The following is a 26,353-nucleotide window of genomic DNA, read 5'->3' as shown; positions in this document are numbered from 1 at the left end:
TCCTACTCCTTTGTCAAGTAAACTTCTTTATAATCCTTTGGATTATCCTTTTTAAGCGTTTCTAGTTCAAAAACGCTAGACGCGCTAGAGTTATACGCTCGTAAAAATTTTTTACTGGTGCTGTTTAGCTTTTCTAAATTGATTTCTAAAAATACGCTAGATTGAGTGAGAAGGTTTTTCACTAATACTTGCCTAGCGTTTAACGGCGTTTTGTTTAAAAAGGATTTTTCAATAGGACTTAATAAAATGCCATAGCTCTCTAATTTCTCAAAATTGTTTGTAGGATAGAGTATGACTTGAGCGGCGTTTTCTATAATGGACTTTGCTCCCTCTACGCCATCAAGTTGGTTAATGTCTTGAAAGGCTAAAGTTAAAACCCCATTGAGTTTTCTAGCTTGAGCGAGTGTGTCTTTGATTTTAGCTAACATGATGGGATTTTCAATAACAGATTTTGCTTCATCAATGAATATATAAAAAGGCTTGTTTTCTAATTTAGCTCTATTCATGACTTTGTAGAATAGGTATAGCACTGCCAAGTTGAAATCTTTTTTACTACTAGAAAGAGCATCCATATCAATAACAGAAAGCTTTTTAGCAAAGTCTAAACAATCATTAGAATGCTTGTATAAGTCTTTTGAACTCTCTTTTTCTAAAATGTCCTTGCTATCTAAATAGTCTATTTCTAGGGTGTCTTTAAAATCTCTTAACTTAAAAATAGCACCCCCTTGTTTTGTGATATTGTTATAGCAAACTCTGATTGTTTTGGATAAAGCGCTTAAAGTCTTTTTTTCTTTTTCATCTTTGGTATCTTCATCAATATTGAGCATGAATGCCAACCAACTCACTAAAAAGGTGCAGTTAGCGCTTGTGTCTTTTAAAGAAAACGGATTAATGTAGAAGTCATTGCTATCGTTGTATTGACCATCTAAAAACTCAGTCATCACACGCATGCCATTATTTCTGTCTAAAGCCAAAATACTTAAATCTTCATACTTAAAACAATTGGTGATCAAAAATTCAATTAAAGTGGTTTTACCCGCCCCTGTGCCACCAAAGATGATGGTATGCCCTGATACCATATCATTTTTTCTTTTTGCCTCATAAGCATGGAAATTGAATAAATAAGGCGATTTGTCTTGGTTTCTAAAAATAGTTAAATGGCGATCACCCCATGAATTTCTAGAAAAACCACAATTTTGTTTTTCCAATATAATTAAAGAAGCAATGTTTTGACTAGACAACAAACGCTTTCTAAAATTCAAGCGATTACGATTGGGGAAAAAGCTAAAAAACATAAGCAACATGCCAATACTCTCTTGTGTGCTTACAATACCTTTTTGTTTAAGCAAGTTGGTAATTTCTATACAAGCACTATCTAAATCGGTTTTAGTTTTGGCATGAACTAAAATGTTTAAAGAAATCTCTTGCATCAAAACTCTGTCTGTTTTAATAAGGTCATTCAATTCATCAATTTCAACTCTAATGATCTTATTCGCTCTTTTTCTTTTAGTTTCAATCCTTTTTTCAGCCTTTGCTTTAGGAATGTTGTCAATGTTTAAAATCACATCAAATTCTAAAGATAAATGCAACACTGAAGAAAGAGCAGTGCTGACAATTTTGTCTATATCATAAGTCTTAATGCTGATGAAACGCTTGAAAATCTCTTTACCATTATGAATGTGAGTGAAAAAATCTTTTTTAAAATGCACATCAGAATTGATCATGCCATCATGCAAACGACCTCTAGCGAAAGTGTATTCACTAGGAACACCATTGATATATTCTGCATAAAAATTAAGCAAACTATTAGCATCTATTTTTTCTACAAATAAGCTAGAAAGCATGTTTTTAACATTATTGATAATGCTGTCTAATATTTTAGATTTATCTAATAAATTAAAATTATCAAAGCCTATGAAATAGTTTTCTTGATATTTAACTTCATCTTGTTTATTATTTTCTTGAATATTTTCTAATTCATTGGTAGTGATTTTTTTCTTAAATCGTTCCAAATAACCTTTAATGCTATCATTCTTAGTTTCAAAAATTAAGTAATAGAAATTTTGATAAACATCCTCAACCCCCTGCTCCCATAAATTGATAACCTCTAATGCAAAAGGATTGCTTATCTCCTCTTGAGTATATTCATGGTGCATGAAAATCTTACGCCTTCTAGCTACAATTTTAAAATGCACTCCATCTACAATCTCATTAAGAGCTAAAATGCGTTCATTAAATTTTTGCGCTATTTCTTTGTCATCTAAAGACAAATAAGAAATTCCCTCTAATTTAAGAGCGCCTACAAGGTTTGATTTTTCACTTAAAAGATAATGCTCATTATAAATGCCAACAATGTTAGTTTCTTCTTTCATGCTATAACGCTTAGGAACTAGCGAGCATAAAGAAGTGAAAATTTTCTCAAGCATAATAATTTCTAGCTCCTGTTCTTAATGTGAAAAGCGCATGCAAAATGGCTGTTATATCTTCATCAAAAAATTCTAAAATGTAGAATATAAACACACAACTAGCCATTAAACCCATAGCATAAAGTGGTTGGAATGAAAGTAACCATGCCGACATTAAGAAACTAACAATCCAACTATCCAAGTTTAATCCCAAAAAAGTTTCTCTTTTGCTGATTTCTCTAATGTTGATACTTTCAACACAAACAATATGCAATGCCATCTAAAATAACCATTGACTTAAAGTTTTAGCATTAGAAATAGCAGCGGTTATAATGATAATCCCAACGCATTTCCAACCAATTTCTCCAAGCCTGTCCCAATTTTTATAGGCGTAAATGCAAGTCCCAACAATGATTAGACCACCAATAGCCTTGATAAAGTCATTGCTTATGAAATCCAATATTTGAGTGAATTTTTGTTTGTAATCTGGCGCCGCCAATAAAAAACTAGGCATTAATATTGCCAAACTCATCATTCTACGAATTTGATTAAACATTCTTATTCCTTTATGTTTTGTTTTCATCTTTCATGTCCTTTGTTTTGAGATTGATTGTTGGTGTAATAGACAGAATTAGCTACATATTTAGATCCAAATCCATGATCTTGTTGATAACCATGAAACACTCCTTGTAGTAGTTTAGGTTTTGGCATTAGATCTTGTAGTTTTTGTAATTGGTTAGCCAAGATGCTTTTTTGTGATGGTGTGGTAGTAGGGTTTTGCATTTTTTCTTTGGCATCAAATAAAAAATCTTGTAAAATCCTATTGCTAATTTGCTTCAATCCTAATGCTTTAGCGATCTTCAAATCATCGTTCGCATCTTTGCTGATAGGCGTATAGATGTTTGGAATTTCTTTAGTGTGAGCGTAAAAAATTTTTTCCAAAATAGCGTTGAATTTTCGCCCCTGTTCATCATTATCCATTGCTAAAATAACATTAAGACTTAAATTAGGAATTTTTGGTTCTTTTAGGCGTAAGGCTAGAGTGGGCTTAAAAACGGGTCTAGGGATAAGATTGTTTTTATCTCTTATGGGCGAGAAAATGGGATCATTAGGGACTTTTTTAGGATCATTATCGTGTTTAGCTAACTCTTTAGCACGCCATTTTTCATATCTTTTTTGAAAATTTATGTAATTTTCATAGTCCTCTAATTGCTTGTTGTAGCGATCAATTTCTTTGTGGTATTCATTGTATTCCTTACACTTATAAGTGTTGATGGTATTAAGAAATTTATCTACAAATTTTTGCATTCTTTCTTCTGTGAAATTACCAATAGTAGAAATAATAGCTGTTTGATTGGGATCAAACCGTTGCATTTCTAACACGCTTAAACCATCAAAAACGCTTTCAGCTACAATGATATTTTGAATATTTTTAATGTTTTGTGGAGATAAAACTTCAAAACCCTTGATAGAACCTGCCTGCATTAAGTGTTTAGTGGGATTAGTAGCGCCTTGCATAGTGAAAGGTTTGGATAATCGCTTGTTATACCCACCCTGTATTAAGTTTCCATTATCATTGATCAAATAGCAAGGCACGCATAAATTTGCATGTTCATCTTCTTTGAGTAAATGATTGTAAGGTTTTAGTAAAGTTTTATCCAAAGAGCGACTATCCAGCAAGGTGTGAAACAAATCTGAGCTTTCTATATCGTAGGTAGGGAGCTTTTCAAATTGTTTCACTACTTTTTGACGCTCTGCTTCCTGTTCTTTGGTAATGATTGTATAAGGCTTGGAATTGTTATATTTGTGGTTTGGCTTATCGCTAATTTCTAAATCATCTCTGTTTTTGATCAAATCATTAAAATCTAGCCCACGATTTTTACAAAAGGCGATAATCGTGCCTTTATCTTCATCATTATGAGCGTTAAAATAATGATAACTCCCATCAGGCTTTCTTGAAACAATAAGTGTGCCTTTAATGGTATCGTCCTCATTGTAAAGAGCTGGGTTATTTTTGCTTGATTTCTCTACTTTGTGTTTATAACCATTAGAGATTAAAATCTCATCTAATGGTAAGAATTGTAAATTAGCGATATAAGCCATAGTCTTTCACCCAAATCTATTCTTTTTAATCTCTTTGGCTAATCTCATTTCATAATGTTTGGCTCTCGCATCATACAAAACACGATCCATTGCTTGAGTGAGAAATTTCATGACTTCAACCGCAGTCTCTACTTCGTTGATTTCAAATAATAATTTCATAGCGATTTGAACTTCCCTATGCACTAATTTAGGTAGATCTTTCACCAAAAAATTTTTGTATTCTTTGTTTGTAGGATCAAACCCTTTAGGGATCACATATTTTTGTGAAATTTTTAAATCTTTTTTGAGTGGGAATTGCATTTTTTATCCTTTGTTTTCTTTATGATGCTAAAATTTCCTTATCTATAGATAGTTCATCTAATGCTCTATGGATATTCTTTTTTACAATTGCTTGTTGGTAAGAGCACTTGATATTTGGAATTTTTTTGCCAACAAGTTGATCATAAGTCAATCTATAAGAAAGACAAGGATTATTAACCGACACAAACTCCAAAAAAATATTGTTAAAGTTTTGCATTTGAAAATGCTTAGGGATATTTAAAAAGAATACACCGTGCTTGTTTGGAAGCTTGAATGCTCTATCTTTTAATTTCTTGAAGAGTTTTTTCAAATACCCACAAATTCCTAAAAAGAAGCTATTAGGTAAATTGCTCTCCCCATTCAAACCTAAATGTTCGTAGTTTTCTATTTTAGTAAAGTCATGCATAGACAAAAAAACATAACCTTTTTTGTTCTTAAAAGCAGTTAGAAATCCTATTCTCTCTAAAATTTGGAGATTATGTCTTAAGGTTCTATCGCACCATTGCAAGCGAGTTAAGGCATAATGGCGGTTTAATGCGATTTTAGAACTTCTAGAATCTATAACGATTTCACTTAAAAGTTCCATGAGTTTCTTACAACCTGTGCCACCAAAGAAAGTTGTATTGCTAGGAAAGTTTAAAATCTTTTTAAAGAGTTTACATCCAACATAACCAAATTTATCAAATTTGAAAGGAATAAACCTATCTTTTGAATGCTTGGAATAACAGACATTGTTCGCATGCATTTCTTTTAAGATATTCGCATCTAAAACTTTTCTTTTAAAAACTCTTTCTTGCATGGTCCTAATTCCTAGATATTGATTTCTTAGAGATTAGAAAATAATTGCATTCTCTAAAGAATGAAGACAATAAAAAATTGTATGACATCATTGACGGCCAGCAACGAACGACCACTATCTTCATACTCTTGCATGTCTTGGCGAACAAACAAAATGAGGAAGACAAGCGAGAGACAAGAAAATATCTATACCAAAAGGGGGAATTAAAATTAGAAGTCGCCCCTCAAAACCAAAGCTTCTTCAAAACGCTCTTGGAAGCCGCAGAAAAGGGGAATATCAGCCATTGTGAAAAAGATGCAGACACCGAGGGCAAGCAGAATCTTTTTGAAGTTTTGAAGGCCATCTTGGATAAGGTCAGCAAGTTGAGTGAAGAAGAAGCGAATGAGCGTTTGGAAGCACTTTTGGAAATGGTTTTGATGCGGCTTGAAGAGCCCGATCCTGGAAGGGCCATCAGAACCTTTCAAAGCGTGAATGACAGAGGCGTGCCTCTCCTCTTGCTAGACAAACTAAAATCCCTTCTCATCTATTACTCCAACACTTTTTGCGATGGGAAAAGGGGGCTAGACCAGTTCATCAACGATCATTTTGGGGAGATCTTTAAGATCTTTGCCAAGATCAAAAAGAGCGACCACATCTCCAGCGTTGGAGGCTCTGATGAAGGCGATATCTTCCGCTACCACGCAGGGAGTCAAAGATTTGATGGGATCGAGTTTTTAGGACACTACAAAGCAAGCACGGACAACACCTACGAGAAACTCAAAGATGAACTAAAAGAAATCAAAAAAAGCGAATTGGAAAATTTCATCCAATCCTATGTCAGCGATTTGAAAAACTTCTATCAGGCTTTCCTTGATCTATTGAGCGAGATTGACGCCAACCCAACCACCTTTAAAGTCATGCTCATCAACGGAATCAACCCGCGTTTTTTTCAATTCGCTCATCCGCCTGAAAATCAACAACCAACTAGACGATGAAACGCTGAGACTCTTTGCCAAAACCGATATTGTGCTTTTCAAAGCTGGTAGACGTATGAAATCAGCGGCCTACAACCTGATTAATGCGTATCTTAAAAAGGGCAAAGAGGGATTGAAGAGCGAGATGATCGCTCAATGCAGAAATGATATAGAGCGGGCTTCTCGGGAGTTTGTAAACAACACACCCAACCCATCAGGCTTCCACTATGTCTTCTTTGAAAAGAACTGCCAGGAGATGGGTTTTGCCGATCTCAAAAAATTAATCCCTGGGAAGCAATTCTCCCAAGAAAAAGAGCACATCATCCCCATCAATTTATTAGAATTGGATAATGAAATTGAGATCCAAAAACTTGGTTTTGAAGACAAAAAAGATCTTGAAAACTACATTGACACATACGGCAACCTCATCTCCTTAGAAAAACCGCTCAATTCTAAAGCAAGCGATAAGGATCTGTATGGAAAAGATGAAATCTACAAAAGTAGTGAGATCCCTTTCAACAGGCGCTTTAATGTAAAAGGTTTCAACAAAAAGGCCTTGATAACAAGGAATGATGCAATGCGAGAATGGCTGATCAACACCTTTTTTAAGGATTTCGCCGCCCACTAAAGAGAGTGAAGCTTAAAAGAGCGTGAGCGCGCTTGCTCTCTTGCTTCTAGCCCCACCATCGCACCCATAAAGCTAGTTTCAAACCGCTCTATTCTTTGGAGGGTTAGAGGGGGATTAAACAGCAAACAATAACTTTATAAAATTTAAACGCTCCGTAGTTTTCAAACAACAAACAAATGCCTTTAACGAATGAATGCTCTTTAAGGCTGAATTCAAACGCAAGAATTATCTGAATTCCTCAAAGACCAAATAGGTATATTGATCAAAAAAATCTGCTTATCTTGATTCTTTAGTTAAAATTATCCGAGCCGATGGAGTAAGCTACCCCATCGTTTTAGAGCTTGGGCGATCCACTAAAAACACCCAAGAAAGAAATAAGAATTTTTAGCTCAAAACCCCTACCGCGCTTCTATGACAACCGGTTTAGTCATTTTTTTGCTGACTTCATCAGCATGCATTAAGGCTTCTTGCTTGCTCTTATAAGGGCCTATGAGATAGCGTTTAGTAGCCCCCCTATCTTCAATCTTATGGGGGAATTGGTTAAACGCTTGCAAAAAGGCTTTATTGGGCGTGTGTGCAAAAACCCCCACTTGCAAATAATGCCCTTTAGTGAGAGTGGTTTTAGAATTGGCTTTTTTAGGAACTTCTTTATGAGCTTCTTTTTTGACTTTTAGCTCTTTAACCGCATGCTTATCTTTATCTTTATGAGCTTGCTTATCTTTAGGGGTTGCTTTAGGCTTTTTATGGGGGGTTTCTTTTTTAGCCGCAGCTTGAGATTCTTGTTGAGTGCTAGTGTGCTCAACAGCTTTTAATTCTTTTTTAGCTTCTTTGGTTTCTTCTGTTGTTTTCATCTCCGTTTGAGTTTGATCGGTTTGAGTGGGCATGTTAAACGCATCATTTTCTTGTTTTTTAACATTATCCGCCACTTTGTCTAGCTTGTCTTCTTGCTTGGAAGGATCCAAATTCAAGCTTTCAAACTCATCGTCTTTTTTCTCGTCTTTAGTGTTGCCTATTTTTTGCATGCCACTATCGGTTTGTAAAAAAGTCTCTTTAGGAGCGACTCTCGTGCTTTTCCAAAACACCATTAAAAGCACCGCTAAAATGATAATGGCTATAGCCACGATCAAAAACACCTTTTTAGTGCCGCCCCCATTATTTTCTTCTTCTAAAATCACTTCATTCAGTCTTTCTTTTTCTGACATCAAAAATCCTTTCAAAAATGGTTATAAATGCTTCGCCCAAGAGCTCCCTCGCTCTTTTGCAAACACTTCATAAGGTAAAGCTAAAATATTAAATTCCTTAGGCCATTCATTGCTAGGGAAGACCTTCCATTCTTTCGGCAACCCTTGCGCTAATTTCATAGACAAAGTTTTAACCAGCCTTTCACCCTCGCCTAATTCCGTATGCCCCTTATGCACATACAAATGCAAATGCCCTGGCGTCTTCGTGTTATAAGCGGTAAAATTCATAAAACCTTCCTCACGAAGCAATAACTGCGCCTTATGATAAAAACGCTCCGGGTTCCTCCCGTTATAATCAAACACAATGTTTTCCACCTTATCGTTACGCAAGATGAGATTGTGCGCGATTTCTATTTCCCTTTTCAAATGCTTTTGAATGAGCGAGCTTGTGAGCATGGCATTCACTCTTTGGAATTTATTATAGTAGCAACGCCCCGCATAATCCACCCTCTCCCCCAAGCCTGGTTTTTTTTCAAAATAATGGCTTGTGTCTATCTTAATGAGCTTTAATTCCATTTCTGTCATCTTGACTCCCTTAAAAAATAGGTTGTTGGTACACAGGGAATTGATTAGCCATGGCCTTCAATTCTTCTTTCACATGCAATTGCAAACTAACATTATTAATATCATTCAAAATATCTGATATTTTATTCCCTATGATTTCAAATTCTTTAGCTCCCATGCCCCTTGCACTCAACGCCGCTGAGCCAATCCTTATCCCGCTCGTTACAAAAGGGTTGCGCGTTTCGCCAGGAATGGTGTTTTTATTCACGGTGATTCCAGCATTCCCTAATGCAATATCAGCATCTTTCCCGCTATAAGGCTTATCTAAAAAATCCATTAAAAGCAAATGGTTAGAAGTGCCACCGCTCACTAACTTATGGTTTTTTTCTTGTAACGCTTTAGCCAAAACTTGCATGTTAGATTTCACTAATTTTGCGTAAGTTTTAAATTCTGGTTTTAAATTCTCTTTAAACCCCACCGCTTTAGCAGCAATCACATGCATCAAAGGCCCGCCTTGAGTTCCTGGAAAAATCGCTTTATCAATCTTAGCCGCTATCTCTTCATCATTGGTTAAAATAAGCCCTCCTCTAGGCCCTCTTAAGGTCTTATGAGTGGTGCTTGAAACCACATGGCAATGCGGGAAAGGATGGGCATGCTCACCAGTTACCACAAGCCCCGCCACATGGGCTATATCGCCCAATAGTAACGCCCCCACTTCATCAGCGATTTCTCTAAATTTCTTAAAATCAATTTCCCTTGGATAGGCTGAAAACCCGCACACAATGATTTCTGGCTTAACGCTTTGAGCAATCTTTAGCGCTTCTTCATAATCAATATAACCATCCAAATTCACGCCATAAGAAAAGCTCTGATAATGCTTACCGGTTAAGCTCACTTTAGCGCCATGCGTTAAATGCCCTCCACAGCTTAAATCCATGCCTAAAATCTTGTCATAAGGCTTTAAAAGAGCGTGATAGACAGCGTTATTGGCTTGTGAGCCTGAATGCGCTTGCACGTTAGCGAACTGGCAATTAAAAAGCTTTTTAGCCCTTTCTATGGCTAAGCTTTCTATTTTATCCACCACTTCACAGCCTCCATAATAGCGCTTGTTAGGATAGCCTTCAGCGTATTTATTCGTTAAAACACTCCCCATAGCCTCCATGACACTAGGAAAAGTGTAATTCTCGCTCGCTATCATTTCTAAATGCTCATTTTGCCGCTTGTATTCTTCAAAGATAAGTTCAAAAATTTCACTATCCGTTTGTTCTAAAAAATACGCCATTATTCTTCACTCTCCACATTAAAATCGTTTTTAACAGGACGCATCGCTGGGAATAAAATCACATCTTTAATGCTTTTAGATCCAGTGAATAGCATCACTAATCTATCAATGCCTATGCCTTGCCCTGCGGTTGGGGGCATTCCATGGGCTAGGGCCCACACATAATCTTCATCCATGTATTGGGCTTCTTCATCGCCTTTCTCTTTTTCAGCCACTTGATTTTTAAAGCGTTCTAATTGATCTAAAGGATCGTTCAACTCGCTAAAGCCGTTAGCGATTTCTTTCCCTGCGATAAACAATTCAAACCTGTCAGCAATATTAGGGTTACTATCGTTGCGTCTGGCTAAGGGGCTAATCTCAATAGGGTATTGGGTTACAAAAGTGGGGTTAATGAGTTGGTGCTCTACAAAATGATCAAACGCTTCAGCGAGCAATTTACCATAAGTGAGATTTGGCTCTACTTTGACGCCTTGCTCTAGCAAATAAGCCAAAAGCCTGTCTTCTTTTTCTAAAATACCCCTACTAATGCCCCCTATCGTTTCTAATGCGTCCAAATAGGAAATCACGCTCGTTTGATTGAAATCCACTTCCATATCGTTATAAATGATTTTTGAATCTAAATTTAAAGTCTTTAGCAAGTAGTCAAACAGCCTCTTACTGAGTTCAATCAAATCTTCATAAGTGTGATACGCCCAATAAAACTCAATCATCGTGAATTCAGGGTTATGGCTGTGATCCATGCCCTCATTTCTGAAATTACGATTGATTTCAAACACCGCTTCAAACCCCCCCACAATCAAGCGTTTGAGGTATAATTCTGGGGCGATTCTTAAATACCTCTCCACCTCCAAAGCGTTATGGTAAGTGATAAAAGGCCTTGCGTTCGCCCCGCCAGGAATGGGGTGCATCATGGGGGTTTCCACTTCTAAAAACCCTTCCATTTCAAAGAATTTCCGCACGCTAGAAACAATCAAACTGCGCTTTTTAAACACATCTTTAACGCTAGGATTGACGATCAAATCCAAGTAGCGCTGGCGGTAACGCAATTCTATATCGCTTAATCCATGAAACTTTTCAGGCAAAGGCACAATGGTTTTGCTTAAAATATGAAATTCTAGGGCATGAACGCTTAATTCACCGGTTTTGGTAGCAAAAGGGAAACCTTTCACCAACACAATATCGCCCACTTCTAAATGCTTTTTCAGGCTTTTAAATTCATCATTCAATTCATTTTGCGAAACATAGGCTTGCAAAATCGCGCTTTCATCTTCAATTTTAATAAAACAAGCCTTACCCATTAAACGCAAAAGCTTGACCCTCCCTACAATACTCTCGCATTTTTCTTTGTCTTTAGGCTCTTCTAAATCCTTAACATAAGCGTATTTTTCTAAAAAAGCGGCGTTGGTGAGGCTTCGTTTCAAGCCATTTTGATAAGGGTTTTTCCCTTCTTCTCTCAAGCTATTGGCTTTATGGATGCGTTGTTGGATGTATTGGTTAGAAAACATGTGATGCCTTTATAGGGGTTCTTTATTAGATGGGGTGGGGTTTGGTGGGGTTTGGTTAGCTTTTGGATCTAGCATGTTTTTAGGCAAATCTTTAGCCTTTTCTTTTAAAGATTCCACGCCCTTATCCATCGCTTTATTAAAAGACTCTTTATTTTTATTAAAAGATTCTTTATTTTTGACTTCATCGCTCATTTCTTCAAGGTTGTCTTTAAGGTTTTGCTCCACATGTTTGACGCCATCAAGGCGCATGATCTTACTGGCAACGCTTTTCATGGTAGAAAAAAAAGCGCTTTTTTCTTGCAAATAGGCGTTAGCGTCTTTCATCACTTCCATTTTAGAGAGCGCATAAAGGATAAAAGAAAGCACTAAAAAAGTCTTTAAACATGAAAAAATAAACCCCAACGCTTTGTCTATAATGCCTAACCCACTAAAGACTAACACCTTGCCTAGCAACACTCCAAAAGCTAAAAAAAACACCCAAATAGACGCTAACACTAGCAAGAAACCAACAAGATTCATCATGGTCTCATTCTTTAGATCATACAAATGTTGTGAAAATAAATGCCCAACAGCCACAGAGTAGCGAGACGCTAAATACACGCCAAGCACAATCCCTAAAATCCCCGCCACTTCACTCACAAAGCCATGATAAAATCCCCTAATCCCAAAGGCTACCACCACCACAAGTAACGCCAAATCAATATAATTCACCCTAAACCCAAACCTTTCTCTCATATATCTCGCATAAAGATAGTGAGCGCTCAAAAACGCCCCAAAAACGCCTATAATTTTTAACGCTATCAATCCACGCTCACTTGAAATTTGAAAATAATAACACAACTTAAAAAAAACTACCCTTAAAAAAATCAATCTAAAATTCTTAAATTAAAATATAGCTATAATACACTAAAACAATCTCAAGGTTTCAAAATTTAGCCATGCGTCTTATTTTGTTCAATCAAAACGCTTTGTTATTGGCGTGCATGTTTGTTTCAAGCGTGTATGTGAACGCTGTTTTGGACGCTTATGCAATTGAAAACCCCTATATTTCTATCACACTCACAAGCCTATTAGCCCCTTTAAGCATGCTGGCGTTTTTAAAAACCCCTAGAAATAGCGCTTTTGCTTTGGGGTTTTTTGTGGGAGCGTTATTGTTTTATTGGTGCGCTTTAAGCTTTCGCTACTCGGATTTCACTTATTTATTGCCCTTAATCATTATCTTAATAGCGTTAGTTTATGGGGTTTTATTTTATTTGTTGCTCTATTTTGAAAACCCCTATTTCAGGCTTTTGAGTTTTTTAGGCTCTAGTTTTATCCACCCTTTTGGATTTGATTGGTTAGTCCCGGATAGCTTTTTTTCTTATAGCGTGTTTAGAGTGGATAAATTATCGCTAGGGCTTGTTTTTTTAGCTTGCATTTTTTTGAGTGCTCAAAATCTTAAAAAATATAGGATCATAGGGGTTTTATTGTTGCTTGGCGCGTTGGATTTTAATGGTTTTAAAACAAGCGATTTAAAAAAGGTTGGAAATATTGAACTAGTCTCTACAAAAACGCCCCAAGATGTGAAATTTGACTCAAACTACCTTAACGATATTGAAAACAACATTCTTAAAGAAATCAAGCTCGCTCAAAGCAAGCAAAAAACCTTGATTGTTTTTCCAGAGACCGCCTACCCCATCGCTTTAGAAAACTCCCCCTTTAAAGCTAAACTAGAAGATTTAAGCGGTAATATTGCTATTTTAATAGGGACATTGCGCACTCAAGGCTATAACCTTTATAACAGCTCGTTTTTATTTTCTAAAGAAAGCGTTCAGATCGCTGATAAAGTGGTTTTAGCCCCCTTTGGCGAAACCATGCCTTTACCCAAGTTTCTTCAAAAACCCCTTGAAAAGCTCTTTTTTGGCGAGAGCGCTTATTTATACCGCAACGCTTCCAATTTCAGCGATTTCACATTAGACGATTTTACTTTTCGCCCCCTGATTTGCTATGAAGGCACTTCCAAACCCGCTTATTCAAACAGCCCTTCAAAAATTTTTATAGTGATGAGCAATAACGCATGGTTTAGCCCAAGCATTGAACCCACCTTACAAAAAACGCTTTTAAAATACTATGCAAGGCGTTATGATAAAATCATCTTGCACAGCGCGAACTTTTCAACTTCTTACATTCTAAACCCTAGTTTATTGGGTGATATTCTTTTTAGGAAACGATAATGATTAAAGCGATTAATATTTCTCATGCTTTTGAAAAGCCTCTTTATAACGGCGTGAATTTACGCATCAAGCCCAAAGAAAGCTTGGCGATTTTAGGCGTGAGCGGGAGCGGTAAAAGCACGCTTCTAAACCATTTAGCCACCATGCTAAAACCGGATAGTGGGACGATTAGCTTGTTAGAACACCAGGATATTTATGCCTTAAATTCCAAAAAACTTTTGGAATTACGGCGCTTAAAAGTGGGCATAATCTTCCAATCGCATTACCTTTTTAAGGGTTTTAGCGCTTTAGAAAACTTGCAAGTCGCTTCCATCCTAGCCAAGCAAGAAATAAATCATTCCCTTTTAGAACAATTAGGCATAGCCCACACCCTAAAACAAGGCGTGGGTGAATTGAGCGGTGGCCAACAACAACGTTTAAGCATCGCCAGAGTGCTTTCTAAAAAACCTAAAATCATTATCGCTGATGAACCCACCGGAAATTTAGACACCACTAGCGCTAATCAAGTCATCAGCATGCTGCAAAATTACATTACAGAAAAAGAAGGGGCGTTAGTTTTAGCCACGCATGATGAGCATTTAGCCTTCACTTGCTCTCAAGTCTATCGCTTAGAAAAAGAAGTTTTGATTAAGGAAAAATAAAAAAATGTTACAACGCCCTAAAATTGTCGCTGAATTGAGTGCTAATCATAACCAGGATTTAAACCTAGCCAAAGAAAGCCTTCATGCCATTAAGGAAAGCGGCGCGGATTTTGTCAAGCTCCAAACCTACACGCCAAGTTGCATGACTTTAAACTCCAAAGAAGATCCTTTCATCATTCAAGGCACTTTATGGGATAAAGAAAATCTGTATGAATTGTATCAAAAGGCTTCTACCCCCCTAGAGTGGCATGCGGAATTGTTTGAGTTGGCTAGAAAGCTTGATTTGGGCATTTTTAGCTCGCCTTTTAGTTCAAAAGCCTTAGAGCTTTTAGAGAGCCTAAATTGCCCCATGTATAAAATCGCTAGTTTTGAAATCGTTGATTTAGACTTGATTGAAAAGGCCGCTCGCACACAAAAGCCCATTATCCTTTCTAGCGGTATCGCTACACACACCGAATTACAAGACGCTATTTCTTTGTGCAGAGGAGTGAATAATTTTGACATCACCCTTTTAAAATGCGTGAGCGCTTATCCCAGCCAAATAGAAGACGCTAACCTATTAAGCATGGTTAAATTAGGCGAAACCTTTGGCGTTAAATTTGGCTTGAGCGATCACACGATTGGCTCTCTTTGCCCCATTCTAGCCACCACTTTAGGAGCGAGCATGATAGAAAAGCATTTCATTTTAAACAAATCCTTACAAACCCCAGACAGCGCTTTTAGCATGGATTTTAACGGATTTAAAAGCATGGTTGAAGCGATCAAACAAAGCGTTTTAGCCTTAGGCGAAAAAGAGCCTAAAATCAATCCAAAGACTTTAGAGGAGCGAAGATTCTTTATGCGCTCTTTATTTGTTATTAAGGATATTCAAAAAGGCGAAGCATTGACTGAAAACAATATCAAAGCCTTACGCCCCAACCTTGGCTTACACCCTAAATTCTATAAAGAAATTTTAGGCCAAAAGGCATCAAAATTTTTAAAAGCCAACACCCCTTTAAGCGTTGATGATATAGAACGCTCACTGTAGGTTTGTTTTGATTAAAAAATGGGGGTTTTAAATTTTGTTTTATGGTTTTAGATTTGATTTTAGACTAAAATTTTTAAAAATTATATTTTAGTTTCTTCCACATTTTTTGCTAGTAATTTTAAAAGATCATTGGATTTCTTGTTATAATTTTGCATTAAAAATTTAGTGTCCATTAAAATTCCTTGTATATTTTCATATTGTTTCAGATTACCTCTCCACTCTCCATTTGCAAAACCTATATTCTCAAAAATATTACTCAATTTTAGCGGATTGTTAAATCTGTTGAATGGCATTAAAAAGATATTGTGAATCTCTTTTTTTGTTTCTAGTTTTGCCACATATTCACCATAAACAATCTGTTTTATGATGGATGCACTACTGGGTAAATCGCTTGCAACCCCACTTATACCATATTTATAATATTTTGCATCTAATATGTAAATTCTATCGTCAAACAGCATGATGCTATCTGGTTGCAATAAATAATCAGGTTTTTGATCGGAGCACCGCAAATTCCATTTTGTTTTAGGAAAATAAACTTCTTTATTTTTTATACCAAATGCCTTGTCTATCATTCTTTCCCAAATAACATAAAAATTATATGTTCCAAATTTAAAATCAGTCTTATCCAAAGTATTATCATCTTGTAAAAGAATATTTTTCATAGATTGAAAAAGGATTTTCCTGTCATCATTAAATGTGCTGTTTAACCTGTTTTCAAGCAGATAAATGCAATAATTTTTATCAGCAGGTAGTTTGAATATTGGTGGCATAAACGAGCTAAACACAAAACCAAATTTAGAAAACGCTTCATGCACACAATATTTGTTTATCGCTGTTATCAATTCATTTTCATTTACCATTTTCCTTTTAACTTGAAAACGAGTATAGACACAAGAGTTTTTATTGTTAAAAGTTTGAATAATAGGTCTGTTTTTCTTAATCGTTTTGGAAAAATTTATTTTACCTTTTGCACTATTTTCATAATAACTTTTATTTTCTGTATAATAACCATGCGATAAAAAATATTCTATGACATTTTTATACGCTGTGAGTGGAAAATTTGATCTTATAATCCCATTTTTATTATTTAACAAATTTTCACATACAATTGTTTTATTATATTCTAAAAGAATAGAAATAAGATTTTTTATATCTGCTCTAATGTTTTTATCATCGCTTATATCAAATCCTAATGGGAAACAAATTTGTAAATCATTATTGATACTTCTAATGCCTACAAAATTGTCGTTCAATTTATTGTCTGTAAAACAGCACTTTTTTAAATCAAACATCAAATAAAAGTTCTTTCACACCATCGCTAAAAATATCAAATTGGGTTCTGCCTTTTTCTTTGGTAAAATTCTTCACAACAGCTTCAAGCGTATTAAATTTTGTAGTATCAAATATGATATTTCTATCAAATTTAAAGACATCGTCCCAAAGGTATTTGATGACTTTATGTGCAAAATTTTCTTTGCTCTTTAGATCATCAATATTCACAAAATAAACGCCAAACCGCTTATCCTCCATAGAACTCAGCCCCTCGTTGTTTTGAGCTATTTTTTCATTGATGGTGGTGCAAAATTTTTGCCAAGTAATATCAGTGTCTAAAATTTTCATATTTTTAAAACCATTATCAACATTTTCAAAGGAATTCTCAATGAGTTGCATAGCAAATCTACGCTGAAAAGCAGTATCTAGTGTGAATACATTTTGATCGCTCGTATTCATTGTAGCGATTATCCATAAATTTGATGGGATTCTTATACTTGCATTTTTATCGTTATGGACAATATTTGCAATATCCATATTATTGATAGCATACTCACTAGAGCCTTTTTTAAAGCCACCTTTGTCATGTTTAAGCCTATCAAGAAGTTGAAAAATTTCTCCAAATATGGCAGGCGCATTACCACGATTGATTTCATCAATCACTAGGACATGCTTAGTTTGTGGGTTATGATACGCTTTTTTTAGGATGTTTGTAAAAGGTCCAGGATTAAATTTATAACTAACGATACCGCCATCATTCACGCTTGGCATAATCTGTCCCACAAAATCACTATAAGAATAATCAGGATGGAACACTATCTTTTCTACCACACTATTATCATTGCAATAATCTCTTTGTAAAGTATAACTTTTGCCACTACCAGGAACACCATAAAGGATGATATTTTTTCCCCCATCTATTCTAACGCTTTCATCTATTTTACCATCATCTAAAAGACTCGTTTCATTCTCACCAAAAACCAATAAATGCTTGCTATTACTGATTAAGCCATTTAAAACATTGTATCTTGTATCAGTGGGTAAAATGATTTCTAATGTGTATTTTTTATAAGATATATAAGTAAAAAGCAGAATATCATCAATTTTTAACTCATAATCCAATCGGGTTTCTTTTATTTTATCAGTTTCTGCATTAATGATTCTCTTAATTCCTCCACCAAGTCTAGGATCTGTTGCTAAGAGGATGCTAACTTTATCGTTATAGTTAGATAAGATACCCCTCATATCTACTTCGTCTTGGTTGTTGGCGTTATCAAAAAAATGCTCTAAAATATCTCTTGTAATACTGATTTGTTTGTTAATGCATTGATTATCAATTTTCCTCAAATAAACTTTCATTTTTCACCTTTTTAAACATCTCATTTTTTACAAACTCCCCCCACTGCTCTGCCATCGCCTTTGCAAATCCTGGAAATGTTTTACTCCTCCAAATTTGACGCTCTTTGGCTGATTTTGTTTTAGTCAGTCCATCGCTATACCATTTTGCTATTTTTTTACCGCTTTTAAATTCTATAAACTCGCCAGGATCAACGATGTTTGTGTATTTTAAGGGTGGTAAGTTTTTAAGCCACAAACAAGTCTTTTTTGATGCACTATCGCCAAAGTGGTAAGGTTGGACTATTTGATCGGGCTTTTTGTATCTTGTATTCATTATGCCAATGGGGTTTTCTATTGCAATATAAGGGATTTTTGCTTCCACTAAATCCATAAAGAATTTTGAAGCTTCCTCTCTGTCTTTTGTGCGGTTGGGGAATTTGGGATGGGGTCTTTTTTGTTCTATGGGCAAATCTTTATCTCTAGGGTGGTAATACCACTTCGCTCCACTAACAGCTAAAAAAGTGCAAGGCGGGTGCGCTATCATCATATCCCATTGCGAAACTTTTACATGTTTGCCATTTTGCAAAACACCGCCTTTATTTCCAATCACTTCAAAAACATCGCAATTAAAATGCCACTCAGGATGCCCGCCACTACACTCTAATAGATCACAACTATAAGCGTTGAAACCAAGCTTTCTAAATTCATTGCACACCCTTTGGCTTTCTTCACAAGCTACTAAAATATTTATATTAGTTTTTTTCATCTAAAACCTTTGCCACTGCTAGGGCTATATTTTTAGCAAAATTAACTGGCACTGCATTGCCTATCATTTTAAAACAAGCCGCTTGCGATCCGATAAATTCAAAATCATTAGGGAAAGTCTGCAAGATTGCTGCTTCTCTTATGGTGATAGAGCGGCTTTGATTAGCTTCTGGGTGTATAAACATAAAACCATCTTTTTGCAAATGCGCCACTAAGGTTGGCGATGGTTTATCCCATTCTAAATTTCTGTATTTGTTATGGTTTGAGACTTTTCCCGTAATTTTAGTGTAAAAGTCAAGCTTTTCTTTTGCAGAAGCGTTATTCATGTTGTTTTCAATCCAAAATTCCATCGCTTTTAAATCTCGTAAATTATTATATCGTGGAAAATTTTGTGTCAAATTATTTGCACCAATAAGTTCGTGAGAAATGTTTTTATTGCTAGTTTTTAGGGGTGTTTTGAGCGGTCTAAACTTGGGTAAATGGCCAATAGCGTCTCTAACGGTAAGTGGTGGTTTTTTTGATTTGAGATTGTCTAAATTTTGATAAAATTTGAATAACCATTCTTTATTATCTTTACGAACGCCAAATATAATTACTCGTTTTCTAGTTTGTGGGACTTCATAATCATCGCTAGAATAGATTATCTCTTTCATTTCATTTGGTTTTTTAATTTCATACCCTATTTTTGAAAAAGATTCATAAATCCTATCTTTTACAAATTGATTGCCCGGTTTTGCACTAAGCATGCCAGGAACATTTTCAAACACAAAGCATTGTGGTTGGTAATAATCAACTATCTTAACAAAACTTTCAAAAAGATAATTCCTATAATCATATTTCATAGAGTGTTTATCTTGCGCTCTACCCACAAGAGAATAAGCTTGACAAGGAGGACCGCCAAAGATAACATCTATTTTTTTACCACTAATTACGCCATTTAACCCAAGTTGGCTAACGCTTTCATCATTATCAGATCCATAAATTTTAAGAGTTTCACCACTCCAAGAGCCATTTATCAATTCATCCGTTTTTTGAATATCAAATTTAATAACTCTCTTTTTTGCCTCATACTCACTGATTTTAAAGCGTTTGATTAAAGCATTTCTCAGTGTAGCAACCATAGGTTTTTCCCACTCAATGTGGGCTAAAATATTAAATCTATTTGTATTCGCAAAACCCAATGATAAACCACCAGCCCCACTAAATAAATCTATACAATTATATTTGCTCATTTAAGCTCTCAACGCTATTATGGTGTTATAAAGCCTGTTTGATAATTTATTTTTTGTTTCATTTTGCCCACCAACCATCTTTTACTTTAAAAGCGGTTGTAACCAAATAAAAAAGCTCGAGATAAATCAAGCGTATTTTTTCGTATCCATTTCAATAAAACTTGGTGCAAGTCCTTCTTATACCCAAACTCACACTCTTTCAAATGGGGTAAAATTCTCTCTCTCTTTTATCCCCCTAACCCCCAAAGACTGCTTTTTGAGAGACTATCCGTCTGATTCAATCAAGCTCTTATTTAATCTTAAAAAATGCCTTTGAATATTTTTATTGACGCTCAATAAAAAAGTCAATCCATTCTAAATAATTTTTAATCACAGATTCCACACACGCTTTAAATAAAGCTCATTAAACAAAGCCCAAAAAAGGGGCTGATAACATCCCTTATGATAAAAAAGCTGTGTCTAAAAACGCTAACTCAATAAAAAGATAATCTCACTTCACCTTTTCAAGATACTCTTCTGTTTCCGTATTGACTTTAATTACCTCACCTTCTAAAACATGGAAAGGCACTTGCACGACCGCACCGGTTTCTAAAGTCGCTGGTTTTTTGCTTGCACTTGAAGTATCGCCCTTAAAATTAGGGGCTGTTTCTACAATCTTTAGAGCCACAACTTGCGGCACATCCACTGAAATCGCCTTGTCATTATGCAATAAAACCTGCACTTGCATGCCGTCTAGCATCCATTTAGAAGCCTCACCCACTTGAGAGTCGTTCAAAGCGATTTGCTCATAGCTCTCTATATCCATGAATTGGTATGTGTCGCCATCGTGATAAAGGTATTGCATCGTTTTTTCAACCAGATTAGGCTCTTCGCACTTATCCCCCGCATGGAAAGTCTTCTCAATCACCTTGCCATCTAAAAACGACTTGATTTTCGCACGCACAAAAGCCGCACCCTTGCCGGGCTTGACATGCTGGTATTCTACAATCCTATAAGGCACACCGCCCAATTCAATTTTCAAGCCCTTTTTGAGCTCGCTCATCCCAATTGCCATGTTACACTCTTTCCTTGTTGATTAAATTTTATTAGCGCTACCCAAAAGTTTCATGCGCTCTTTGACCACATTTTTAAGCGCTAATTGGGCCGGAGAAAAAAACTTCCTCAAATCAAATTGGCTCTTATCTTCATTGGCCACCTTGCGCACTTCTGCGATGAAAGCGATCCTTAAATCCGTGTCAGTATTGACCTTATTGATCCCCCCTTTCACGGATTCTTGTAAAAATTCAAAAGGCACGCCCTTAGAGCCTTTCAAATCGCCTCCAGCGTCCAAATAAGATTTCCTCACATTATCTGGTATCGCGCTCGCTCCATGCAAAACTAAAGGGATATTAGTGAGCCTTTTGACTTCTTGCAAGCGTTCAAAATCCAATTTTGGCTCGCCCTTAAATTTAAACGCTCCGTGGCTTGTCCCAATAGCTGGGGCTAAGTAATCCACTTGAGATTCTTTGACAAACTGCTCCGCTTCTTTAGGATTCACTAACACCGCGTCTTTTTCATCTACTGAAATATTGTCTTCAATCCCCATCAAACGCCCCAGCTCCGCTTCCACGCTCACCCCAGCGTTATGCGCCATTTTGACCACTTTAGAAGTCAATTCCAAATTTTCTTCAAAAGCATGATGAGACGCATCAATCATCACAGAAGTGAAACCCGCTTTCACGGCTTTTTCGCAGCTTTCAAAAGTCGTGCCATGATCTAGGTGTAAGGCTACAGGAATGTGCGGGTAGCGTTCGCACATGATTTTCACCATGCCCACCGCCATATCAATCCCCATGTATTTGATCGCTCCTTCGCTCGCTTGAATGAAAAGCGGGGAATTTTCTTCGTTTCCTGCTTCAAAAATAGCGTTTAGCATTTCAAAATTCACGAAATTAAACGCCCCTACCCCATAACCTTCTTTATGGGCTTTCAATAAGATTTCATTGCCTTTAACTAACATGATAACACCTCATCTACTTGTTGATAACAATTTTAGCGTGCTTCCTTAATTCCTCAATGCGTTGATTCATGCGTTCTTGGAAAAGCTTTTCTTGTAACATCCCCTTAATGGTAGGTTTAGCTTGCTCATAAGTATAAGTTACAGGGCTATCTTTAGAAATCAAATAGATAATATGATAACCAAACTCTGTTTTAACAGGGGTTTTAGTGTAATCCCCAGGAGTTAAAGCGAAAGCGGCTTTAGAAAAATCCGGAGCCATTTGGTTCTTTTGGAATTTCCCCAAATCACCGCCATTTTGCGCGTTCTTGCTGTTAGGATCAATCGTATCCCGATTGGCTAACTCAATGAATTTGGCTTCTTTTTTAGCCTTTGGCTGTTTGTCAATCTCAGAAATAATCCGTTTAGCCTCATCTTCGGTTTTCACTAAAATATGCCTAGCATGGGCTTCTTGCTTGACAAAAAGCTGATCTTTATTAGCGTTGTAAAAATCTTGCATTTCTTTTTCTGGGATTTGGACTTTTTTCACTTCTTCAGCCTGTTTTTTAGCCCAAAATTCCACTAAAGCCTGTTTTTTAACCGCTTCCATCATCGCTTTAAATTCTGGAGTCTGATCGAGCTTTTCTGCCTTAGCCTCATTTTCTACAAGTGCGGTGCGGATAGCTTGCTCAATCAAGGCTTCTTTTTCTTTCTCTTTAAGCTTGTCAAAATCAAAATTAGGATTTCGTTGCTTAATCATATCAAAATCGCTTTTAGTGATAGGTCTGCCATCCACTGTCGCTAACACGCCTGCTGAAGAATCAGTCGTTTTTTTTGTGTTATGCGTAGCGTTATTTGCGTTATGAGCCGGCTTAGCCATCAAAAACGACGCACTCAACGCGCCCACTAACGCTAAATTTAAGATATTTTTTTTCATTGTGTGTTCTCCACTCTAAACTAATTTTCATCATTAAATTTACATTATAGCAAATTTAAAACAAAATCAGCTATCATGATTGCAGAAAACTCACATTGAGAGGTAAGAAATGCTTAAAGTTATTCATTCCGTTCAAAGTGGGTAAGTGGGTAAAAATGTTCGCCTCAGATGTTGTAATAATATTGATTATCTTTTTTGGTGTTAGTTTTATTCTTTTTGGAAAGGAAAAGAATGTTAAAGAAGATTCAAAATTTCATAAAACAATAATCAAAATTTCATAAAACAATAATCAAAATTTTATAAGACAATGATGAATGTTATATTTACCATTGTTGCTGTAATCGTTTTGTGTCCTTGGATACTGATGGTATTGTTTTACCCCATAATGTATTTATTGTTGCATGTTATTCCATCTTAAATAACTTCTATACTCTATTAATCAATCTCATATTGATAAGCCTACTATGTAAGATTAAGGGACTTTGCGCTTAAATTACCCTATCAAAGCGAGAAGGATTTCAAGTTATGGTTTTGTCTTTATTTATCCTTAAAAAAAGCTTTAATGATTTTTTAAGCGCTAGAATGCTTTTAATCAATCTTGGTCCTATCCTTTTGAGTTTGGCGTTTTTTGGAGCTGTTTTTTACTATAATGGCGGGAGTATTGTGGGTTATTGCCAAACTTTATTACCGCAATCTTTGAATGACTATTCCCATTCTCAAGGCTTTTTTGCTGGTGTGTTCGCATGGGTTTTTAAAGCGTTAGTGTATTTTCTTATTTTTTGGATCGTGATTCTTTTGAGTTTAGTCATCAATATTTTTGCGTCCATTTTTTACACCCCTTTAGTGGTCTCTTATTTGCACCAAAAATATTATCCCCATGTCGTTTTAGAAGAATTTGGCTCTATTCTTTTTTCTATTAAATATTTTTTAAAAGCACTCATTCTTATGCTTGTATTGTTAGTGCTTTTAACGCCCTTTTATTTCATTCCCTTTATAGGGGTCTTTGGGGTCTTTTTTTCCATAATCGCGCATTTCCTTTTTTTCAAAAACACCATGAGTTTGGATATAGCCAGCATGATTTTTAATTATCAAAGTTATCAAAACCTACTCAAACAGCACCGATTGAAGCATTATCGTTTCTCGTTTTTTTGCTATCTTTTTTCCTTAATCCCTTTTTTTAATTTTTTTGCCACCTTGTTGCAAACCCTAATGCTAACGCACTACTTTTTTATCCTTAAAGAAAAAGAATGTTAGATTTTCTCCAAGAGCTTAGCACCCCCCATGTTAGGGATTTTTTCTTGTTGTTTTTAAGGGTTAGCGGCGTGCTGTCTTTTTTCCCTTTTTTTGAAAACCATTTAGTGCCTTTGTCGGTGCGTGGGGCTTTGAGCTTGTATGTGAGCGCGATTTTTTACCCCACTTTAGAATTTTCAAACGCCGCTTACACGCCAGAGGGTTTTATCATTGCTTGCTTGTGCGAATTGTTTTTGGGGGTGTGCGCGTCTGTCTTTTTACAGATCGTCTTTGCAAGCTTAGTGTTTGCAACCGATAGCATCAGCTTTTCTATGGGGCTTACGATGGCGAGCGCATATGATCCTATTTCAGGATCGCAAAAACCCATTGTAGGGCAAGCCCTTTTGTTGTTAGCGATTTTAATTTTATTGGATTTATCGTTCCACCATCAAATCATTTTGTTTGTGGATCACAGCCTAAAAGCCGTCCCTTTAGGGCAATTTGTCTTTGAGCCAGCGTTGGCTAAAAACATTGTCAAAGCCTTTTCGCACCTCTTTGTCATAGGGTTTTCTATGGCGTTCCCTATTTTATGCTTGGTGTTATTGAGCGATATTATTTTTGGCATGATCATGAAAACCCACCCTCAGTTCAACCTGCTCGCTATTGGGTTTCCGGTTAAAATTGCTATCGGGTTTGTGGGCATTATTTTAATCGCTTCGGCTATCATGGGGCGTTTTAAAGAAGAAATCAGCCTAGCCTTTAGCGCCATTAGTAAAATCTTTTAAAGGATAAACATGATTAGTTTTAAAGAAGCTCTAAAAATCCATTCTAGCATTCCCTTAAAACCCTTAGAAATAGAGATTGTCTCTTTGTTTGAAAGCACAGGGCGCATTTTAGCAGAGGATATTGTTTGCATTCACGCCTTGCCCAAATTCAATCAAAGCGCAATGGATGGCTATGGGTTTAAAATGCGAGACTTGGGCCAAAAAACTCAAGTCATCCAACACATTTTTGCCGGAGATGATGTGAGCGCTTTAGAAGTTAAAGAAAATGAATGCGTTAAAATCATGACTGGAGCGATGGTGCCAAAAGGAATAGAAACGATTGTCCCTATAGAATGCATGCTAGAAAGCCATGAAAATTTTGCCCTAGCTCCCAAAGATTTTAAAATAAACGCCAATATCCGTCAAAAGGGCGAAAACGCTTCTTTAAACAGCGTGTTAGTCCCTAAAAATACCCGTTTGAATTACGGGCATATCGCGCTCATTGCCTCTCAAGGGTTAAAAGAAATCAAAGCGTTTAGAAAATTAAAAATCGCTTTATTTAGCAGCGGCGATGAATTAGTGCCTTTAGGGCAGAACGCCCTAGAATGCCAAGTTTATGATGTTAATTCAGTGGGTATTTTTAACATGCTTAAAAACTACAACACGCATTTTCTAGGGGTTTTAAAAGATGACAAAAATTTACAGCTTAAAATACTTGAATTGCAAGACTATGATGTCATCCTTTCAAGCGCGGGGGTGAGCGTAGGGGATAAAGACTTTTTTAAAGACGCTTTGAAAGAAAAAAACGCCCTTTTTTATTATGAAAAAGTCAATCTCAAACCTGGAAAACCGGTAACTTTAGCCCAACTCAATCAAAGTATTATTATAGGCTTGCCGGGCAATCCTTTAAGTTGCTTAGTCGTTTTACGAGTTTTGATTCTACCCTTATTGGAGCGCCTATCCTTAAATAAAGATTTTAAACTAAAACCCTTTAAGGCTCAAATCAATGCCCCTTTAAAGCTTAAAAATAAACGGACGCATTTGATTTTAGGCAATTATTCAAACCACCAATTCATTCCTTACAACAACAACCGCTATGAATCAGGAGCGATTCAAGCCCTTGCACAAGTGGATTCTATCGCTTTAATTGATGAAGGAGTGGGATTGGTTCAGGGCGAAATTGAAATTTTAAGGTTTGAAAATTAAAATGGCTTTCAACAATGCTATAATGACAAG

General features: G+C 36.2%; 24 protein-coding genes and 2 pseudogenes. 8 read left to right on the top strand and 18 right to left on the bottom strand.

All coding sequences use genetic code 11. The features are described from left to right. Positions 1–2 precede the first annotated feature (2 nt). From DQL14_RS02040 to DQL14_RS02015, 6 genes are read right to left on the bottom strand one after another with little or no spacing between them, the layout of a single operon-like run. Positions 3–2,426 (bottom strand): VirB4 family type IV secretion/conjugal transfer ATPase, encoded by a 2,424-nt coding sequence (locus DQL14_RS02040; RefSeq protein WP_108169670.1) that lies wholly within the window; start codon positions 2,424–2,426, stop codon positions 3–5. Next, positions 2,419–2,685, bottom strand: coding sequence for a hypothetical protein (locus DQL14_RS02035; protein WP_001173702.1), 267 nt, complete (start codon positions 2,683–2,685; stop codon positions 2,419–2,421). The genes DQL14_RS02040 and DQL14_RS02035 overlap by 8 nt, the downstream gene beginning before the upstream one ends. Continuing rightward, a complete protein-coding gene (locus DQL14_RS02030; protein WP_108169669.1) occupies positions 2,686–2,988 on the bottom strand; it encodes a virB2 type IV secretion protein in 303 nt (100 codons plus the stop codon). Then, positions 2,985–4,508 carry a toprim domain-containing protein gene (locus tag DQL14_RS02025; RefSeq protein WP_108169668.1) on the bottom strand — a complete coding sequence of 508 codons (1,524 nt, stop codon included), beginning with the start codon at positions 4,506–4,508 and terminating at the stop codon, positions 2,985–2,987. Before DQL14_RS02025 ends, DQL14_RS02030 begins: the two co-directional genes overlap by 4 nt. Before the next feature lie 6 nt (positions 4,509–4,514). Further along, positions 4,515–4,808: a hypothetical protein gene (locus DQL14_RS02020; RefSeq protein WP_108169667.1), complete on the bottom strand. Its 294-nt coding sequence runs from the start codon at positions 4,806–4,808 to the stop codon at positions 4,515–4,517. A gap of 19 nt (positions 4,809–4,827) precedes the next feature. Continuing rightward, positions 4,828–5,607, bottom strand: coding sequence for a hypothetical protein (locus DQL14_RS02015; protein ID WP_108169666.1), 780 nt, complete (start codon positions 5,605–5,607; stop codon positions 4,828–4,830). Between the two features lie 44 nt (positions 5,608–5,651). On the opposite strand from DQL14_RS02015, the pseudogene DQL14_RS02010 reads away from it, so the two are divergent. Next, positions 5,652–7,188: pseudogene (locus DQL14_RS02010) on the top strand (DUF262 domain-containing protein). 398 nt (positions 7,189–7,586) lie between these two features. Here DQL14_RS02010 and DQL14_RS02000 read toward each other — a convergent pair. From DQL14_RS02000 to DQL14_RS01980, 5 genes are read right to left on the bottom strand one after another with little or no spacing between them, the layout of a single operon-like run. Continuing rightward, positions 7,587–8,390: a hypothetical protein gene (locus DQL14_RS02000; protein ID WP_108169665.1), complete on the bottom strand. Its 804-nt coding sequence runs from the start codon at positions 8,388–8,390 to the stop codon at positions 7,587–7,589. Between the two features lie 21 nt (positions 8,391–8,411). After that, a complete protein-coding gene (locus DQL14_RS01995; protein WP_000138102.1) occupies positions 8,412–8,954 on the bottom strand; it encodes a DUF1882 domain-containing protein in 543 nt (180 codons plus the stop codon). 10 nt (positions 8,955–8,964) lie between these two features. Then, complete coding sequence (locus DQL14_RS01990) at positions 8,965–10,215, bottom strand: serine hydroxymethyltransferase (protein WP_108169664.1); 1,251 nt, start codon at positions 10,213–10,215, stop codon at positions 8,965–8,967. Further along, on the bottom strand, positions 10,215–11,720 hold the full coding sequence (gene lysS, locus DQL14_RS01985) for a lysine--tRNA ligase (protein WP_108169663.1): 1,506 nt from the start codon (positions 11,718–11,720) through the stop codon (positions 10,215–10,217). The genes DQL14_RS01990 and lysS overlap by 1 nt, the downstream gene beginning before the upstream one ends. Positions 11,721–11,729: 9 nt before the next feature. Further along, the gene (locus tag DQL14_RS01980) at positions 11,730–12,431 is read right to left on the bottom strand and encodes a CvpA family protein (protein WP_001106292.1); all 702 of its coding nucleotides are present in this window, start codon (positions 12,429–12,431) and stop codon (positions 11,730–11,732) included. 227 nt (positions 12,432–12,658) lie between these two features. Between DQL14_RS01980 and DQL14_RS01975 the strand changes: the two genes are divergently transcribed. From DQL14_RS01975 to pseI, 3 genes are read left to right on the top strand one after another with little or no spacing between them, the layout of a single operon-like run. Then, the gene (locus DQL14_RS01975) at positions 12,659–13,933 is read left to right on the top strand and encodes an apolipoprotein N-acyltransferase (RefSeq protein WP_108169661.1); all 1,275 of its coding nucleotides are present in this window, start codon (positions 12,659–12,661) and stop codon (positions 13,931–13,933) included. After that, the gene (locus DQL14_RS01970; protein WP_108169660.1) at positions 13,933–14,574 is read left to right on the top strand and encodes an ABC transporter ATP-binding protein; all 642 of its coding nucleotides are present in this window, start codon (positions 13,933–13,935) and stop codon (positions 14,572–14,574) included. Before DQL14_RS01975 ends, DQL14_RS01970 begins: the two co-directional genes overlap by 1 nt. Before the next feature lie 4 nt (positions 14,575–14,578). Continuing rightward, positions 14,579–15,601, top strand: a complete 1,023-nt coding sequence (gene pseI, locus DQL14_RS01965) for a pseudaminic acid synthase (RefSeq protein WP_108169659.1) — start codon at positions 14,579–14,581, stop codon at positions 15,599–15,601. A gap of 80 nt (positions 15,602–15,681) precedes the next feature. Here the strand turns inward: pseI and DQL14_RS01960 are convergent, their stop codons facing one another. The 7 genes from DQL14_RS01960 to cbf2 all read right to left on the bottom strand — a co-directional run bounded on the left by DQL14_RS01960 (position 15,682) and on the right by cbf2 (position 23,123). After that, entirely contained in the window at positions 15,682–16,896 is a 1,215-nt protein-coding gene (locus DQL14_RS01960; RefSeq protein WP_108169658.1) for an LlaJI family restriction endonuclease, read from the bottom strand. Further along, positions 16,889–18,235 (bottom strand): McrB family protein, encoded by a 1,347-nt coding sequence (locus DQL14_RS01955; RefSeq protein ID WP_108169657.1) that lies wholly within the window; start codon positions 18,233–18,235, stop codon positions 16,889–16,891. The genes DQL14_RS01960 and DQL14_RS01955 overlap by 8 nt, the downstream gene beginning before the upstream one ends. Next, positions 18,210–18,980: a hypothetical protein gene (locus DQL14_RS01950; protein ID WP_108169656.1), complete on the bottom strand. Its 771-nt coding sequence runs from the start codon at positions 18,978–18,980 to the stop codon at positions 18,210–18,212. The genes DQL14_RS01955 and DQL14_RS01950 overlap by 26 nt, the downstream gene beginning before the upstream one ends. After that, on the bottom strand, positions 18,967–20,211 hold the full coding sequence (locus DQL14_RS01945; RefSeq protein WP_108169655.1) for a DNA cytosine methyltransferase: 1,245 nt from the start codon (positions 20,209–20,211) through the stop codon (positions 18,967–18,969). Before DQL14_RS01945 ends, DQL14_RS01950 begins: the two co-directional genes overlap by 14 nt. A 490-nt stretch (positions 20,212–20,701) precedes the next feature. After that, the gene (gene efp, locus DQL14_RS01940) at positions 20,702–21,265 is read right to left on the bottom strand and encodes an elongation factor P (protein ID WP_000974267.1); all 564 of its coding nucleotides are present in this window, start codon (positions 21,263–21,265) and stop codon (positions 20,702–20,704) included. Between the two features lie 21 nt (positions 21,266–21,286). Beyond that, entirely contained in the window at positions 21,287–22,210 is a 924-nt protein-coding gene (locus DQL14_RS01935; protein ID WP_000960451.1) for a class II fructose-bisphosphate aldolase, read from the bottom strand. A 13-nt stretch (positions 22,211–22,223) separates the two neighbouring features. Continuing rightward, the gene (gene cbf2, locus DQL14_RS01930) at positions 22,224–23,123 is read right to left on the bottom strand and encodes a peptidylprolyl isomerase CBF2 (RefSeq protein WP_108169654.1); all 900 of its coding nucleotides are present in this window, start codon (positions 23,121–23,123) and stop codon (positions 22,224–22,226) included. A 155-nt stretch (positions 23,124–23,278) separates the two neighbouring features. Between cbf2 and DQL14_RS08820 the strand changes: the two are divergent. The 4 genes and pseudogenes from DQL14_RS08820 to DQL14_RS01910 all read left to right on the top strand — a co-directional run bounded on the left by DQL14_RS08820 (position 23,279) and on the right by DQL14_RS01910 (position 26,323). Beyond that, positions 23,279–23,541 (top strand): annotated as a pseudogene (locus DQL14_RS08820) (hypothetical protein). Between the two features lie 107 nt (positions 23,542–23,648). Beyond that, positions 23,649–24,377 (top strand): EI24 domain-containing protein, encoded by a 729-nt coding sequence (locus DQL14_RS01920; RefSeq protein ID WP_108169653.1) that lies wholly within the window; start codon positions 23,649–23,651, stop codon positions 24,375–24,377. Continuing rightward, positions 24,371–25,138, top strand: coding sequence for a flagellar biosynthetic protein FliR (gene fliR, locus DQL14_RS01915; RefSeq protein WP_000883868.1), 768 nt, complete (start codon positions 24,371–24,373; stop codon positions 25,136–25,138). Before DQL14_RS01920 ends, fliR begins: the two co-directional genes overlap by 7 nt. A 9-nt stretch (positions 25,139–25,147) precedes the next feature. Beyond that, positions 25,148–26,323, top strand: a complete 1,176-nt coding sequence (locus DQL14_RS01910; RefSeq protein WP_108169652.1) for a molybdopterin molybdotransferase MoeA — start codon at positions 25,148–25,150, stop codon at positions 26,321–26,323. Positions 26,324–26,353: the final 30 nt, after the last annotated feature.

The sequence above is a fragment of the Helicobacter pylori NCTC 11637 = CCUG 17874 = ATCC 43504 = JCM 12093 genome, from assembly GCF_900478295.1.
GTDB classification, from domain to species: domain Bacteria; phylum Campylobacterota; class Campylobacteria; order Campylobacterales; family Helicobacteraceae; genus Helicobacter; species Helicobacter pylori.
Note: the sequence above shows the minus strand (reverse complement) of the source record. Positions and strands in the feature narration are given on the sequence as shown.